The sequence below is a fragment of the Paenibacillus sp. J22P277 genome, from assembly GCF_059383675.1.
This window is the reverse complement of the sequence record NZ_JBXENS010000014.1, coordinates 62,589-78,645: the sequence shown is the minus strand read 5'-3', so window position 1 is coordinate 78,645 and position 16,057 is coordinate 62,589. Positions and strand designations below refer to the sequence as shown.

Annotated in this window: 10 protein-coding genes; all 10 read left to right on the top strand. The window is 49.3% G+C overall.

Annotation, left to right across the window (positions count from 1 at the left end):
- Positions 1-14: 14 nt before the first annotated feature.
- The 10 genes from AC50YL_RS34610 (at position 15) to AC50YL_RS34565 (ending at position 14,852) form a co-directional block, all read left to right on the top strand.
- Positions 15-863 (top strand): hypothetical protein, encoded by an 849-nt coding sequence (locus tag AC50YL_RS34610; protein WP_494837925.1) that lies wholly within the window; start codon positions 15-17, stop codon positions 861-863.
- 15 nt (positions 864-878) lie between these two features.
- Positions 879-1,076 (top strand): hypothetical protein, encoded by a 198-nt coding sequence (locus tag AC50YL_RS34605; RefSeq protein ID WP_494837924.1) that lies wholly within the window; start codon positions 879-881, stop codon positions 1,074-1,076.
- Between the two features lie 16 nt (positions 1,077-1,092).
- The gene (locus tag AC50YL_RS34600) at positions 1,093-1,236 is read left to right on the top strand and encodes a hypothetical protein (RefSeq protein WP_494837923.1); all 144 of its coding nucleotides are present in this window, start codon (positions 1,093-1,095) and stop codon (positions 1,234-1,236) included.
- Between the two features lie 46 nt (positions 1,237-1,282).
- Positions 1,283-1,663, top strand: a complete 381-nt coding sequence (locus AC50YL_RS34595; RefSeq protein ID WP_494837922.1) for a hypothetical protein — start codon at positions 1,283-1,285, stop codon at positions 1,661-1,663.
- Between the two features lie 14 nt (positions 1,664-1,677).
- Positions 1,678-2,172: a hypothetical protein gene (locus AC50YL_RS34590; protein ID WP_494837921.1), complete on the top strand. Its 495-nt coding sequence runs from the start codon at positions 1,678-1,680 to the stop codon at positions 2,170-2,172.
- A 153-nt stretch (positions 2,173-2,325) separates the two neighbouring features.
- Positions 2,326-3,267 carry a copper amine oxidase N-terminal domain-containing protein gene (locus AC50YL_RS34585; RefSeq protein ID WP_494837920.1) on the top strand — a complete coding sequence of 314 codons (942 nt, stop codon included), beginning with the start codon at positions 2,326-2,328 and terminating at the stop codon, positions 3,265-3,267.
- Between the two features lie 2 nt (positions 3,268-3,269).
- Positions 3,270-10,151 carry a hypothetical protein gene (locus tag AC50YL_RS34580; protein ID WP_494837919.1) on the top strand — a complete coding sequence of 2,294 codons (6,882 nt, stop codon included), beginning with the start codon at positions 3,270-3,272 and terminating at the stop codon, positions 10,149-10,151.
- A gap of 1,288 nt (positions 10,152-11,439) precedes the next feature.
- Entirely contained in the window at positions 11,440-11,940 is a 501-nt protein-coding gene (locus tag AC50YL_RS34575; RefSeq protein WP_494837965.1) for a DoxX family membrane protein, read from the top strand.
- A gap of 304 nt (positions 11,941-12,244) precedes the next feature.
- The gene (locus tag AC50YL_RS34570; protein ID WP_494837918.1) at positions 12,245-13,396 is read left to right on the top strand and encodes a glycosyltransferase family 2 protein; all 1,152 of its coding nucleotides are present in this window, start codon (positions 12,245-12,247) and stop codon (positions 13,394-13,396) included.
- Positions 13,397-13,604: 208 nt separating this feature from the next.
- Positions 13,605-14,852 (top strand): exo-alpha-sialidase, encoded by a 1,248-nt coding sequence (locus AC50YL_RS34565; RefSeq protein ID WP_494837917.1) that lies wholly within the window; start codon positions 13,605-13,607, stop codon positions 14,850-14,852.
- Positions 14,853-16,057 lie beyond the last annotated feature (1,205 nt).

Sequence of the window (16,057 nt, the reverse complement as noted above, 5' to 3'; positions counted from 1 at the left end):
GGAGTGGAGGAGCTATGGTTCATGCGCTGCAGTTGATTGCCATTTTCGGGCTGTTCTACTTGGCGGTGCTGATTGCATGCCATAAGAATCCGACTTTGCGGGAACGAGTCACGGATCGATTTAATAAGAAGTCCTTTGCAGGCCGATTCGAGAGCACCCGGATGAATGAAGTATTTAAAGACAGCGGCGTGAAACTATCAAGTAAGAGCGTAAACCTGGCCCGTTACGGTGCCGCCGCCGCGTTTATCCTCCTGGATGGGGGCTATCGGTTCCTAACGAACCAAGCGTTTAGTTTGCTCCCCGTCTTCCTCATGGGACTGGCGATCTTCATAACGGAACCACTGCCGTTCATGCCGGCCCATATGTTGATGAAGCAATTGCGCCGACGAATGCTAACCCGAACGGATAGTGAATTAATCGGGTTCATGAAGTTGTACGAGAATAACCGATTACGCGCAAATCCGGTGCAATTTTATGTGTTTTGCCGAAGGGTGTCCAGCCACTTTACATACATCCAAGAACAGCTGCAGGAGTTGTGCGAACGTGTCATTGACCAAGATATTCAGAATGCGTTGGATTGGTGGGTGAAGCAGTACCCAACGAATCATGCCTTCATTGGACAGATTCGCTCCATTATCTTAACGACAGAAAGTATGTCCGGGGCTGATGCAACGATTTACTTGAAATCGCAAGGGCAGTATTTAACGAAGCTATCTTCGGATCAATACGAGAAAAGGGGGATGATTGTCGGGGACGTCGCGCGGGTTTTAAATGCAGTGCCTTCCATTCTGACTTTCATTATGATCATTGCTTTTGTATTCATGTATTTAGCTATTATTCGACAACAAACCATTCTAAATTGAGAGGTTGGTATTCACATGAAAGATAAAACACTCGCATACGCACTTTGGATTACATTCGGCTTCGTTATTGTTGCAATTGGTTACTTCGTCTTTAAACCTATGATACAAGACATTCTGGGTGACACCGACGACACGAGACCTGTTGTTCCAGCACCGACTGTAACGGGTGAAGGAGCCCCATCTCCGGTTGTTTCGGTCATGTATACCCTGTAGTGAGGGAAGGTAAATCATGAAGGATAAAACGATTGCGATAGCCTTATGGACCGCGTTTGCGTTTGTAATCGCAACAATGGTCATTCTCTGGGTCACCGGCTACATCGGGGATACCGAGGATGCCGTCAATATTCATCGCAGCGTCATTCAAAATTATTAATGGAAACGGCCGTTTTCGAACGGCCTCCCTTTAAGGGGGCATTTCGGTGAAGTATACCGCCATGGTTGCGATTTTCATGTGGGTCACCATTTTGATGATCCTGCAGCCGATATTTTCTTACAGGGACTATTTGATCGACGATTTGTTCAAGTCCTATGCCTTTAATATAGCCCAGCAAGCCGCGGTTGATGGTTACGTTACACTGAGTTTAAAGCAGGATCTCGTTGAAAAGCTGCAGCGAATCGGATTTTCTGAAGATGAAATCGAGCTAACCTATTCCACCATACCGGTGGACCGGGGAACCGAAATCGATATTAAGCTGAAAGGGCCGCGGCCGCCGTCCTTCCCGTTTTGGTTCGGCACCGGATCCCAAACCGATCAAAACTATTACGCCCATGTCGCTGTCATGAGCGAACACCTGAATTAAGGGGCGGCTTTCCTATGGATCATATCATCAAGGTCGTCTTCTTGTTTGTTGTCTTCGTCTTCTCATGGCTCTACCAGGAGCAAAGTTATGCATGGAATATCACGCAGACGACGATGAAGAACGCGGACAATCTTTCCACGCATGACGCCCTGCTTCAGCCGATCAAAGACGAACTGGCTGAAGGCCGAATCATCTTTGATCCGATCGCTGCCCGTGCTATTTTTGAAAAGACCCTTCGCATGAATCTTGGGCTGGACAACACGCTGAAGCCTTTCGAGGGAAGTCCGCTACGCACGAAAGTCGAGGTTGTAGAGTTTCAAATATTCGATGATTCCAACACGACGTTCCCGTACCTTTTTCAAGATGCAAGGTACAATGTGACGAAGTACCTCAATGGACCGGCCATTTTTGCCGTTATTCAAACTGACTACCCTAAATTAATCAACGTCCTTGGAAGCGGAGACGTGATCAAGGTTCCTAGCATTCAAGAGTACAAGCTCGATATGTAATAGGAAAGGGCTAAGTACGTTCCCGGCTTGCCCGGAACGGCGGCCCTAGATGGTGATCGGGCCGCGACTTTCCAAATCGCTTTATGGTTTTCAATTGCCAAGCGGCAAGTTGGTACAGCCGCAAAACAAATTTTTTCCGAGGAGGAAAAGAATATGAAAAAGATGACTTTAACGGCTGCGGTGATCGCCGCGACGATGATGGCCGGCAGTGCGATTAGCGGTGCTTCGGTATCAGCAGCGGAAGCAAGCAAAATGACGACCAGCCTGTCGATTCAACTGCTCTATAATGCGCGTCAATTGCCAAGTGACGTGCGTCCTGAGAGTGTGAATGGAACCACGCTTGTGCCATTGCGCGTGGTATCGGACAAGCTTGGCGGCAAGTTGACGTTGACCGGTAAGGATATCCGCATTGTGAAAGGGAAGAGTACCCTCGCGCTTACGATTGGCGCGTCGACGGCCACGATAAATGGGAAGACGACTAAGCTGGCCGTGCCGGTGAAAGTGGTAAAGGGACGGACGCTCGTTCCGCTGCGTGTTGTAAGTGAAGGGCTGGGCGTGGCAGTGGAGTGGGACTCGGTGAATCACTTCGTCTGGATTGGCAATAAGGACGTGCCGAAGTTAGAGGATGCGATCAAGCCTGTAGATATTAAGCCGTATGCACACTATTACGCCAAAGACCCTTATTTCATTAAGAATTTGCTGAACGAGGGTAAGCCGTTTACTACTGCACGAATCATTACACAACAGGATTTTCCTTTGATTATTTCAGGTGATATTTATTATCGTATGGATCTTGCGCGGGATTCGAAAGGGAAGACTTTCACAAGAGCAAGTACGACAGATAAAGGAGTAATGGGCCGAACATTCCTATTCTTGCAAACTGGAGAACGAGTTAAATTTCGAGGAGAAACTAGTAACTATCGAGAAAGTATCGGAAAAGATTTACGTATTCATTATAATCCCGTTGTGGACAAAGATGATTTCTGGACTCTCGGCATAAAGGATTACGAAAAACTAACGATCAAAAAAATTGATTATATTGATATTCTCGCTGACTCCGATGCCAAGATTCTGTTTAAAAATCCTTGGAGGTAAGTATGGGGAGGATACGCAAACAAAGAATTTCTCTTTTACTCATGCTTACCATTTTGTTTCAATTTCTGCTTCCAATAATACCTAGTAATATTGCTGATGCAGACGAATTAGATTTTGGAAATGCCTATATTAAACCTTATCCGGTAGGTGCTAAGCGATATGCCGTCGGTTTCATGAGTTACGAAATATGGACAAACTCTAAAGGTGAATGGACAACTTATTCACCTGGTCAGACAGTCCCGGCAAACGATTTATCTTGGCAATATTCTTTTAGCTTCCCAGGTAGGTCAGTTAAAAATGTCAAAGTGTATAATTTTGATGTTGGAAGTAACACCCATCAAACTTATTTCAAGGAATCGCGTTCTACTGATGATTACACGAACTATAGTTATTACTTCGGGAACACTACTGGTTCCCCAGTGACATCCAATCTTAACATAAAGGGAAGTGACGTTAGTTTCAAAGTCAACTTGCCCGGAAAATTAGAAACAAGTTCGGGAAGATACTGGGATGTTATTGCGAGAGAGCACGAGAATGAAACCTACGATCCATTAGTCCAAGCTCGACGCTATTATTTTCCGATCGTATTCGAGTTTGAACTGGATGGTCACTATGAAACACATAACGTGTCTACAACCGGAGAATCTTTGGACGGCTTATCACCGGGTAAATCGGGAGACATGGTCGTTGGTCAATCCTACCCACCTGCCCCGCCTGTAATTCCTGGATACACGTATGCGGGGAAATATAAGAAGAGCGTTGACGGCAGCGATCCACAGAATTCTTCATTCATGATAGGGACACCATCGTTTACTTACAACGGAGATTTTGATCAGTACAAAGTGAACTACTACTACGATAAAATCTCAAACGATGGAAAAGTGATCATAAAACACTTCGATATGTCTTTAAACAGCTTGGATGGAGTTGCTGGCCTGAATGACAGGGAAGAGCCGCTGAAAGAAGGTACATCGTATACGTTTTCACATGATGTTCCATCCGGGCCTGGTTATACGTACTCCGGCTATAAAAAATCTACATCCGGCAATGAACCGAGCGGATCCGTTAATGCCGGCAACTACAATCTTGGAACGTATACGAAGGCCGGATTTCCGAATCCCGTCTATCTGTATTATTTCTACGACGTGGACTCGTCAGCAACGGCAGGAGGGATTAACATCCGGCATATGGTTCGAACAGGATCGACCGGCTCCTACACGCTTGCGAAGCAGCAGACCGTCCCGGTCGCCTCGCTGCCATTTAGCAAGGGATACTCCTATGACAGCACGTATGGAACTGTTCAAGGCAGTAACTTGTCATACGTGGCCTATTCGAACACGGTGACCACCAAGACAAGTCAATCTGTGACCGTCAATGCTGCCACACCAAAGGCATACGTCTCGTTTTTTTATGAAAAAGCGAAGAGCTTCACCGGGGATTTTGATGTTGTGCCCAGCACGATACCGTACAAGGATTCCTTCACATTACATCCAAGAGATTTTGAGCTGAATGGTTGTACGTATATTTCCCACCATTATAAAATCGAACGAAATGGCTCGTGGACCGGAAGCCCGGTCAACGGACAAACGACAGATTCAACATTCTCTTATAGCTCCTATCCTTGGGTAATTGGCGTCGGCATTCATGATGTCTATATGCAGATCGTGACGAGCTGCGGTACATCGGATTGGATCGGGCCCAAGCCGCTTACGGTAACGGGACCGACCGTCAATAATCCACCGACGTTCCAGATTGGTTTTGTGAATCCGAGCCAGCCAAAAATTCCGCTGCATCAAGTCGTAGAAGGAACGGTATTGGATTTGATCTACATTAACGATCCCACCGTCCCGACGCCAAACGATCCGGACGGTGACGACCTGTATTTCATGGGCTTCGACTATTCGGCCGGTTCGGCCTTCGTGCAGTCGATCCCGTCCAAAAGCGTGGAGCTTATGGACGGCCAGCATAACTTAACGATGGACTCGCTCGGATTTCAAAACATCTGCGCGCAGATGCGGGACGAGTTCGGGGCAACGGCAACTGCATGTACCTATATCGAAGTCGTGCCGAAGAATCCGATACCGGTCATCGACTGTCCGCCGTCCGTCATTGCGAATCATCCGATTCCCGCTGGCGCCATCAGCAGCGCGCGCAGCTATAGCCCGATCGCCTACTTGAAAATCGATCATAGCCACGATGAATGGATAAATAAGCAGTCCAGTTATCCGAATCCGGGAACCACGGACATTTCCGTGCAGGTGTCGCTGTTCGTCTATGACGAGAACGGTCTAAAGTCGCTTGCGCCGGCTACCTGTACGATTATCGTCAAGCCGGACTTGCCGCCGGTCGCAAAGCTGGTCGTTCCTCCGCTGTCGGTCCGCGGCACGCTGCTCGATCTGCTGAACAAGTCGACCAGCCCGGACGCGGATGCAATCGTAACCGCGGAATACCAGTACAAATACGATGCCAACAACAACGGGTTTGCCGATGATGCATGGAAAGCGGCAGCTGGCACGCCGTCGAAGCTGCAGTTTACGCCGACCAGAGTCGGCAAATATTTGTTCTACTTGAAGGTCACCGAGGAATACGGCCAATGGGATGACACTAATTCCGATCCGCCGTCCACACTGACGCTGAATGTTGTGAACAACGCGCCGGAAGTGTCGTTCGATCTGGAAGGGAAGAACCCGCAGCCGGATCTCGATCCGTACACGCGGATCCAGCCGGAAGATATGATTGATTGGCCGATCTATGTGCCCGGCACGAACAATCTCGTCTACAACAACACGAATTTGTGGCGGACCAGCTCCGGCAGCTTGATCAGCGGGGAAGGACGGAATTTCGGGTTGCAGAAAAATGAGGTTTATGTCTATGATCAAACCCGTTTCAGTCGAGAGCAGGTTTCGTATCAAGCGTATCCGCTCACGAACAACGGGTTTGGATCCAATGAGCTGAACCCCTGGAGGTCCACTCTGCAATCCAACGTCGTGACCAACGTCTTGAATAAGAAAGGCGACGGTCTGATGACCTGGTATAACAATCCTCCGAAAATCCGATCGACGAAGAAGTTGTTGATTTACGACTCCCATTATACGACCAGCAGTTACAATTCCACGACGGGACACTGGACGTATTATTACGATGATGAGTTTTTCGCACTCGATCCACAAAAGCTTTCGCCAATTAAAGATGTGTTTGGTGATTGGGGTTCCGTCTCGCAAGCGTATACAAAAGGCAATCCCAATGCCTACGTGTTGACCAACTCCAGTTTTAGTTCAAGGAACGTCGATTTTTTGTACGCCGGCACGATGAAGAAGAACATTCCCGTCATCGTAACGAATGTGCCGGATTACGAGCTCGCGGATCACTATCTGTACATTAAGCGCAATTGGTCATATGGAAATGGTCAGAATGTATCGGATATCGGCGTGTTTGATGCCCGGACAGGGCAAGAGCTTTCCAGCACGTTCGCCAATCCAACGATCGATCTTGGCCAACAGAACACGGATATTTGGAACATGAATTTCTGCGGCGTTCAAGGTAGCAGCGTGATTTTATGTAACACGGTCTCGAATGGGAATGAGAGGCATTACAAATTAACGCGCGATATGGCGCTTATTGAACTGCCGACCTGGACCGCGCCGGCACCGGTGAATCCGAATATTAAAACGATGGATAATCCGCAATATACGTCGCTTGCTTCCATGACCGATGCAGCCGGGAACACGTACCGATACGAGGCCTATTACAACCAGACCTACAATTCGGGTTATTACGACCTGAACGTTACGAAGTACAATGCGAATTATACGTTAGCCTGGCGGCAGTACATCGGAGATTCTATCCGAAATGACGCAGTAGTTCAAGGACAGCAAATCAGCCCCACACCGCAAAATTCTTTCAATTCGGCGTGGTCCTATCCGGAGATCTATGCGGGCTTCTTCTTTAATCCGGGCAAAAGCGAGCTTTACGCGAGGGTCTATTACGATCATACCCGGCCGGGCGACGTTCTTCCGATGATGTACGAGCGCGTTTATGTGCTGAACGCAGAATCCGGATCGGTCAAGCGCAAAGCGGATTCGCTGAATGGTGATGATATGAGCATGTATCACTACGGCGGAAGTGATTTTGGAGCCCCTGCTCAATATTCAACTGATTTCTCAGGGAACCTCACCCCGAAGAGCAGACTTGGCCAAACGGCCGACGGTTATCGCACCAGTTTGGATCGAACTAACGGCGCGACCTGCGATGCGGGGGGCGGTACCATGTACTCCACCTATGGTCGGAGCAAGATATTCGATGCGGCAGGTAATACAGCAGGCAGCGTACTGACCGGATGCAATTATTCTTCATCGCCGATCTACGGCGCCTATTACATGGATGGCGTGTACGTGACGTTATCGCAAGGCCGGCCGACTTCGAGTTCGGATTCGGGGACGTATGCGAATACCATGAGCTTGACCGTTTCGGTTGGCCCGCCTACGACCAATACACTCATCGTGAAGCCGTTCACGAGCGGCCAATTCTACTCGCCGTTCTCCTTGTCCGATGAGGAAACGAAATTCAACTTCAAGCTGGACGATGCGGATTACGACAACGAATGGCTCGGATATTCGTTCCGGATGAAGGATCGGCAGAACGGTTATGCGCTCGAGACCGATGCGAAGAAGATCGAGCTCGTCAAATACGTCGCCGGCGCGCGCACGATCATTGCGACGCAGGACTATCCGCTGCTCAGTCAGAAGACGTACGCCGTCAAGCTGCAGGCGAGCGGCAGCCATTTCGCGGTGTTCCTGGACAACACGCCGATCTTCGAAGCGGATGACGGCACGTATGCTTCCGGACGCTTCGGCTATTTCTCGAACAAGCCGTTCGTCACGTTCAGCGGACTTGCGTATAAGCCGATGACGAGTAACGACGCGTGGTCGGATCAGTATGCAATTTGGGACGCAGGATCCGCAACGGCCGAGGTGAAATACGACAACATCGTTTTCAGCGACCCGGAGAACGATCCGCCCGCCGGCGGCGTCTATGATTGGACCGTGCAGCACACGGTTCGCTTCATTCATAACCAAGGCGTTTCCGCGTTGAACGGGAAGACGTTTCATGAGGCACAGCTGAAGTTTGATAAGGTCGGAGACTTTGTTGTCAAACTGAAGGCGAAGGACGATCCAAATCCGGATCATCCCGCGCCGAACAACACGTTTGACGAGTACCGGAAGGACTCGAATGAGTTTACGAAAAAAATTACCGTCCATCGCCGTCCGATCGCAAAATTCACTTTAGCGAGTGACGCTCAAAATAAGATCGTATGGACCGATTACAGCTATGATCCGGACCGGTATTTCAGCAGCACCGATTATTCGACCGAAGGTACCGGGATCGATTACAAGGCGACGAAGGGGATCCTCCAGAAAAAATTCTATTACGTGACGCCGAGCGGCGTATACAAGGAGGCGAAGCTCACAGCCCCGCAGGAAGTCGGCACGTACGAAGTTGGTCTGGCAGTCAAAGACGAATATGGCGCGTGGTCGGATTGGTACGTGGTGATGCTGCAGGTTGAAGACCTGGCGCCGCCAAACAATCCGCCGGTTCCAGGATTTACGACCGATCACGTGAACACGTTCCGCGGCGTACCGGTCACGTTCGATTCGACCGCCCATGACATTGAGGACGGCGATCGCACGAAGCTGCCGCATGAATACTATATCTCGAATACGACAGCCGGCGGAACGGAGACGTTCGCAAGTGATTCGCGAACGAATTGGACGAAGAGCTTCAGCAGTATGGGAACGTTCAACGTGCGCCAAGTCGTTTCGGACTCTGATGGCGCGACCGCGGAATACAGCCTGCAGCTCAATATCTTGAATCAGAAGCCGGCCGCGGCGGTTACGGTACCGGAGAGTACGGACCAAGCGAATCCGACAAAAATGACTGTTCTGCGGCCAGACTTCAAATGGAATTATTGGGATGCGGACGGCGATGAGCAGGCGCAGTTCCAGATGAAAATCTATAAGTACGGCGGCGTGCTGCGGCTTGATTCGGGCATAAAAGCGTCTGGCGCCGTAGATTGGGTTCCCGGCGTGGATCTTCCCGAGCACGTGAACATGTACGTTGTTGTCCGCGTTTTCGATGGGTACGACTGGAGCGACTACAGCGATCCGCATTACTTCTACATCGAGACGAATCGGCCGCCGACCGCGGACTTTGATTGGTCGCCGAAACCGGTCTATGAGGGCGATACGGTTAAGATCACGCAAACGATCGACGATCCGGATAAGGATCCACTAACCGTTTCGTATGTCGTAAAGGATCCGAATGGCGTGCAGACCACGTATCCGTATTCGCTCACGAATCCGTACTCGACCACAGGACCAACGTTTGTGACGCCGCTTGTCGGCACCTATACGGTGCAGCTCACCGTTTCGGATGGCAAGGCACCGCCGGTTGTCGTGACCAAGACGATTCAAGTCTTGCCGCTGTCGGTTGCCGGCCAGGTAAAACACACCGACCTATGGGACGAGTACCGGAAGGGCTACAACGTGAAGCATTCCGGATCCGAAAACAGTCCGCGCGCATACAGCGTCTTTTGGGCCGGTGAGAAGTTTGTGCTTACCGCTCAAACGACAAACACGGGAACCGCGACTAAGGCAGTTTCGGTGAAGGTGAAAATGAATGGCTTCCAAACCATGCTGACTGGCGATACATTATCCGTAAACTGGAATGGATCGCTTTGGGATGAAAGCTTTGAGAAATTGAAAGATGGACCGCTGACCTTTACGTTCACGGCCACGTATTCCAATGGTGTCGTGAAGACAGATGTCGTCACGGTCTCGATCTCAGGCAACATCTACGACTTTATGCGTGAACATCGTATCAAATAAGCGTTCGTTTCTCTCGCCCTGCAGCATTCGAGCTTGCGGGGCGCTTCTTTATATCTGAACTGGCCATGACACGCTGCAGCAGCTGCTGTACGGAGGCGCGTCTAATGATCAAGATGATATTTCCATTCCACCATTAGCATAAAAAGACATCAATTAGTTAAATTCTCTATTACAGATTACATTGAACTTTAGATAAATAGTCTCAAAGCTGTGGGAATGAAAGTATAAGAACGCAGTGCGACATGCGTTTACTGATGATGTAGATGCCGATGAAAAAAGCTGAGCGGTAATTTTTTCAATGAGCTGATTTTGTTTGTTGTCTGAGATTCCTATGGAACAGCAGCTTCACACAATTAATGGTCTCTGGAAGGTCTTTTCCGCATCCGTTTCACAGTATACTCATGGACGATAAGTGTTACTGAATTTGGCTGAGCGTAAATCTGGAAAGCGAAAAGGTTATTTTCGATGGTTGTGACTCTGCCTTACGTACTCGTTTGGAATAATCACCTTTTCCGCTATTTGCGTGAGAATAATGGCTAGAATAGAAGATGAAAAGCAGCACCTATATTTAATCTTGCTGACGAACCTATACCTGGATTGGGCTTGCTCTAGCAGCAAGCGGAAGGAAGGAATCTATGAAATAACCATTTTGGACCCAACGTTGTCTTGTCTTTGAGAGGAGAATGAGAGAATAGAGAAATGAACTTGAAGAGAGGTTAAGCATGCACGACTTCATGGCTGTCATCACGATTTGTACCTATATCCATAAAATACAATAACTTACATCCGTAAAAGACAATAACTTACATCCATAAAAGACAAGAACTTATATCCTTAACCCCATATCCGAAATAAAAAATAACGCTGCCAAATTATTAGGCAGCGGTTATTTTTTAAAAATCGGAGCTTGGATACATACATATCAACGTATTTCTTTTGAAGCTTTCAACGGGCACCAACCATATTCGGTGTTTCATACCGGTGAAGCAGCCAGGGCATGCAGAAGCGCCGAGTTCTTCGCCGGCACAAATCGCCCCTCCGCTCGCAAAGACCAAAACGATCTGCTGAAGCGAATGCTCGAAGGGAACAACCTTCGGCTCGCGTTCAAGCGAGTGGTACAGAACGGAGGAGCCCCGGGCGTGGTCAGAGCTTCAAGGTTTCGACCTGCAAACCTGGCGTTCTATAAAAATTGGAATTTATCTGGACAAACCGATTTTGTGAATGCGTCGTTATCTATGATAGAGAGAAAAATATAGCACAATAATAGAATAGAGGTGGATTAATTTTGATGAAATGGATAAGGGAGAACAGGTACGCTGCAATGCTGTTGACGCTAATTCGTTTGTATGCCGGATGGAGGTGGATGACGTCAGGTTGGGGCAAGCTCACCGCCGCGAAAGCATTTGACGCCAGCGGTTTTATTAATGGAGCGATAGCAAAGCCTGTACTGGATTCCGCAATAAATAAATTGATCTATCCGGACTATGTGACATTCTTAAAACATGTTGCATTACCAAATATCCAAATGTTCAACCTAATCGTCCCATGGGGAGAATTTTTGGTTGGGGTGGGTTTAACCCTTGGCTGTTTGACTATAACGGCGGCCTTTTTCGGTGTATTGATGAACTTTATGTACATGTTTGCAGGTTCTGTCAGCAATAACCCATGGATGGTGCTGCTTGGATTCATAATACTCGCAGCAGGCGCTAACGCAGGGAAATTAGGTGTTGACTATGCGGCGCGTTCTCGATTACGAAAATGGTTTCGTTCCACGACGACAACAAGTTGAAGAATTCGCCTCAACGAGATTAATCAAGTGTGATTTTTCAAGTGGAAATCTGAATTTTCTTCGAAGACAACAATGTTGCGCAAATCTGCCCACCTACGTTAAGCGAATGGGGCCGCCTCGTTCATTATGACTAACGGGTACGATCGTTCAATTATGAGGGCTGCCAATCTGGCAGCCCTTTGTAACGTTAACGGGAAGTTTGTACAACCTTCCTACTAATGAAGCATTATAAACTGATGTCTATGCCAAGCTGAATGGGATGCATATAGTGTCTTGTATGCTATTCAGAAAGGAAGCGATTCCTGTGGTTGCCCGTTATAGCATCATTATTCCTACCTTTAACCGCGTCCAGCAACTGCTGCTTACGCTCGTTGCGTTTGAGATACAATCCTATCCAAAGCATCTTATGGAAGTCATCGTTGCTGATGACGGTTCTACCGATGGAACCCAGCAGATGGTCCAGCAATTTCAGGCTTCTTATCGTCTCATCTATGTCACCCAGCCTGAGCAGCGCGGCCGTTCGGCTGTCAGAAACCTAGGATTACGTCAGGCGAAAGGCCGTTATGTCATTTTCTGTGATGTTGATTTCCTGGTGCTGCCTCATTTTCTAAGTACGATAAGCCGTTATCACCGCAAACACCCGAATGCCGTCCTGTCAGGGACTCCGCACTCCATGGATGATGCCTATACGCACTACCACCCTGACTTCTCCCCCGAGGAACAGTTGCAATTTCATAGCACGATCGGACCTACGGGTATATGGAAACCAGAATTTGAAAATGCCACTGAAGTATTGCCACTCGTTACCCCCACAGATTTAATCCATCAAACCGACAAACTGTCGAGAGTCCTCATTCCGCGGCGAATTCCTCCGGCCGTGATCGATCAATTCGCCCGAACCGACGTGGCGCCATGGATGCTGTTCGTCACGCGCTGCGTGGCGGTTAGGCGCAGGTATTTGACCCGCGTCAAAGGCTTTAATGAGCGGTTTGTACTCTATGGACTCGAAGATTGGGAACTCGGCTACCGGCTCCATCGCCTGAAGCTTTCTTTTCTACCGATTAAAGAAGTCGTCGGCTACCATCAGGAACACCCGACTTCCTTTCGCGGCAATCAGGTCAATTTGGAGAACTTACGAATCATGTTTGATTGCCACGGATTCAATGATTCTGCCGTCAACTTATTCATTCTCTGCCCGCCATCGGAGGATCTCGAGAAGTATAAAAATACGTTGCGTACTCTTCGCAGAGGTATGCGGATGAAATCTACGCGTTCATCGGCACTTTTACTTCGTCGGACATTAAGACTTGCCGCGAAGCAGTTTTATCGCCCACAAAACGTTGAAGCCTATAAGCAATCGATCAGACGCATCCGGCAGCTCTCGTTGAATAAGCGAAGCCAAGTCGCGGGTGTCCTGCAAGAGTTGTTGGTGAGAGCCGAAAAACTGGTGGAGTAGGGGAATGGGATCAAGTTCTTGTTATTTGTAATTGACAAGAGCTTGATCACTATTTATGCGAGATGCCCTTCTGAGGATTGTTTTTTAGCGGTGCTGATGGATTGTAATCTAAACAGTACTTTTCCCGCATAGTACGGACAACTATACAAACCGTTATTTAGAAGCGTGTATAGACTACATAGAAGTGAGGATACAAAGGAGGGGAATAATGACTAATTTCAACTTTCAAGTCACGCCGAACGGCAATCCGAAGTTCGAGCCGAGCGTCGCCGTCAACCTGCTGATTACCGGCATCATGGTTTCCGTCGCGGTCGATACGACGACGGGCGTGCCGCTGATTGGGCTTTACCGTTCGTTGGACGGCGGCTTCAGTTGGGCGAACAGCCTGCTGCCTCTGCCCGCGGGCTTCACGGGAGCGGAGGCGCCCGTCGTCTCGTACGGATTTCCAAACATCTTTGTCGTCACCGCACATGTATTTCCGGGCGGGGAATCCGGCACGACCGTAGCCTACACATCGACGGATAACGGAGCGACGTTCAGCCCTCCCGTCATCGTCGCGCCGGGGTACGGAACGTATATCAACAACGACGAAACCAACGTCTATGTCGATACCTCGCAATCGAGCCCGTACCTCGGTAATACGTACATCAGCTACAACCATCAATTCAACGTCGCGAACGGCGGGAACTCCACGGCCTTCATCCAACGCATACGAAACGGTTCCACGACCTGGGATCAGCCGATTCTGCTGTCGAGCGAATCCAACCAGGTCGAGCGTCCGGATATCACGGTCGATTTGGTCGGGACCGTCTATGCCGCCTGGGTTACCGTCAATCCGATCTTCGAGTTGGTCGTTCGGCCGTCTTTTGACGGGGGCACGACATTCTCGCCGGCTGCCGTGGTCTCGAACGTCGTTCCCGTGCCTTCGCCGCTGCCCGTCGTTGGCTATAACTTCCGGGTGCTCACGTTCGCCGCCATCTCCGCGGACCGTTCCGTCGGCCCATTTACCGACACGCTATACACGATCTGGCAGGATAACCGGCAGGGCTATGCCGATATTTTCATGTCGAAGCGCTCGCCGAGTACGGGCATGTGGTCGAGTCCGGTCAGCATTACGGGTGCGCCGGCCGGCACGCAGAACTTCTTCCCGGATATCGACGTCGATCCGCTCACGGGCGTCGTCAACGTCATCTATTACAGCAATCAGATCAACGGCTTCGATCTGGACGTGTACGTCGCCAGATCCATCAACGGCGGGGCAAGCTTCACGAATACGCGCATCACGAACCAATCGTTCAACCCGAACGGCAACTCCATGGTTCCTGTTCCTTTAATCGGCGATTATATCTCGATCGCGAGCGTACCGCCCGGCGGGTATATTGGTGTTTGGCTATCTACACAACCGGTGGGTACCCAGAATATATTCGCGGGCTATTCCGATGTCGTTATTACTTGATTAGTAACCTTCGATTATATTTAGGTTTTCATTCTCGGTTGTTCTTTTGTTGTTCCTTCTTTATATTCCGAAGCCAATGAAACCGGCTTCGTGGTGGCTATTCGGACCATTCGGATAGCCTTTTTCTGCAAGTAGAGCGCTGTCGCTTTCGTTCCAAAGCGAGTTAGATTATCGGTTTGACCACTATATAACCCTGGCCATTAATCCCCCAGCTCGTTTAATCGCGAGGACCAAGAGGATGACTGGCTCTAAGCCAGGTAACCTCGATCTGGGCAAGACCTGGTTGGTTTCATTACTTCACTCTGCCGGCGGTAGCTGCTACTATTCTCCTTCGATGATCTTCTTATTTTTTGTTTTTCTTTGAAGCCATCCAGAAGACGAGGATCACGATTGGGATGAATATGAACCAGGGAATGTTGATCGTACTCTGGGTGATAAAGGCCAGTACCACCATTCCGAGAACGCCAAGAATGAGCCATAGACACCCTCTGCCGAACGTTTCCACGTGTACAGACACTCCTCTCTTCTTAAATTTACTCCGCGACTCTTTACCAATCTTATTCTGCTAATCCGCCCTTTCATCTGCGCAATAGCGCACCTCCCGTTTTATTTTATTGTTCAACCTCAGATTTTATTTTCACCGGACAATTAGGTCATGAACCTGCAGGTCCCGCGAGTTTAACGGGTCTTTTTCGTTTTTCGTCCGTTTGGCGGATCGTTCGGCTCTCCTGCTTATCGTTCATGACGTCTAGTTGCTACTGCTGTTCGGCGGCAGGAGGAATAGTGTTAGGTGATTTGTGGTGAGCAGCGGCCGAGTCGGAGAGAAGATATGCTTGCTCATCAAAGATCCCATACTCATTCTCTGTGTATCTTTTTGATCCCCCAGCTCGTTCAGTCGGGAGGAGCAAGCGAACGACCGGCTCTACGCCAGGCAAACTCGGCCCGGCCAAGGCCCGGTAGGTTCCATTGCTCCTCCATTCCTCGTTTGCGTTCCGAAGCCAGGCATAGGCCATCATTTCCACTCCGCGATCGCTCTGTTTCAATCATGTCCTGCTAAGATGAGGTCCGAAGATTGACTCCGCGTTTGCTTCGTCAAACTCCGAAGGGACGCAAGAGATGAAAGGAGGTACGTTCTCGGCTGGCGCCAAGAACGGCGGCCTTTTTTTGGCAACGCCTGCCGCTCTGCTTGACGCTACCAAATCCCT

Coding starts and splice junctions, on each gene's coding strand:
- AC50YL_RS34610 (WP_494837925.1), top strand. CDS start 15: ATGGTTCATGCGCTGCAGTTGATTGCCATTTTCGGGCTGTTCTACTTG.
- AC50YL_RS34605 (WP_494837924.1), top strand. CDS start 879: ATGAAAGATAAAACACTCGCATACGCACTTTGGATTACATTCGGCTTC.
- AC50YL_RS34600 (WP_494837923.1), top strand. CDS start 1,093: ATGAAGGATAAAACGATTGCGATAGCCTTATGGACCGCGTTTGCGTTT.
- AC50YL_RS34590 (WP_494837921.1), top strand. CDS start 1,678: ATGGATCATATCATCAAGGTCGTCTTCTTGTTTGTTGTCTTCGTCTTC.
- AC50YL_RS34585 (WP_494837920.1), top strand. CDS start 2,326: ATGAAAAAGATGACTTTAACGGCTGCGGTGATCGCCGCGACGATGATG.
- AC50YL_RS34580 (WP_494837919.1), top strand. CDS start 3,270: ATGGGGAGGATACGCAAACAAAGAATTTCTCTTTTACTCATGCTTACC.
- AC50YL_RS34575 (WP_494837965.1), top strand. CDS start 11,440: ATGAAATGGATAAGGGAGAACAGGTACGCTGCAATGCTGTTGACGCTA.
- AC50YL_RS34565 (WP_494837917.1), top strand. CDS start 13,605: ATGACTAATTTCAACTTTCAAGTCACGCCGAACGGCAATCCGAAGTTC.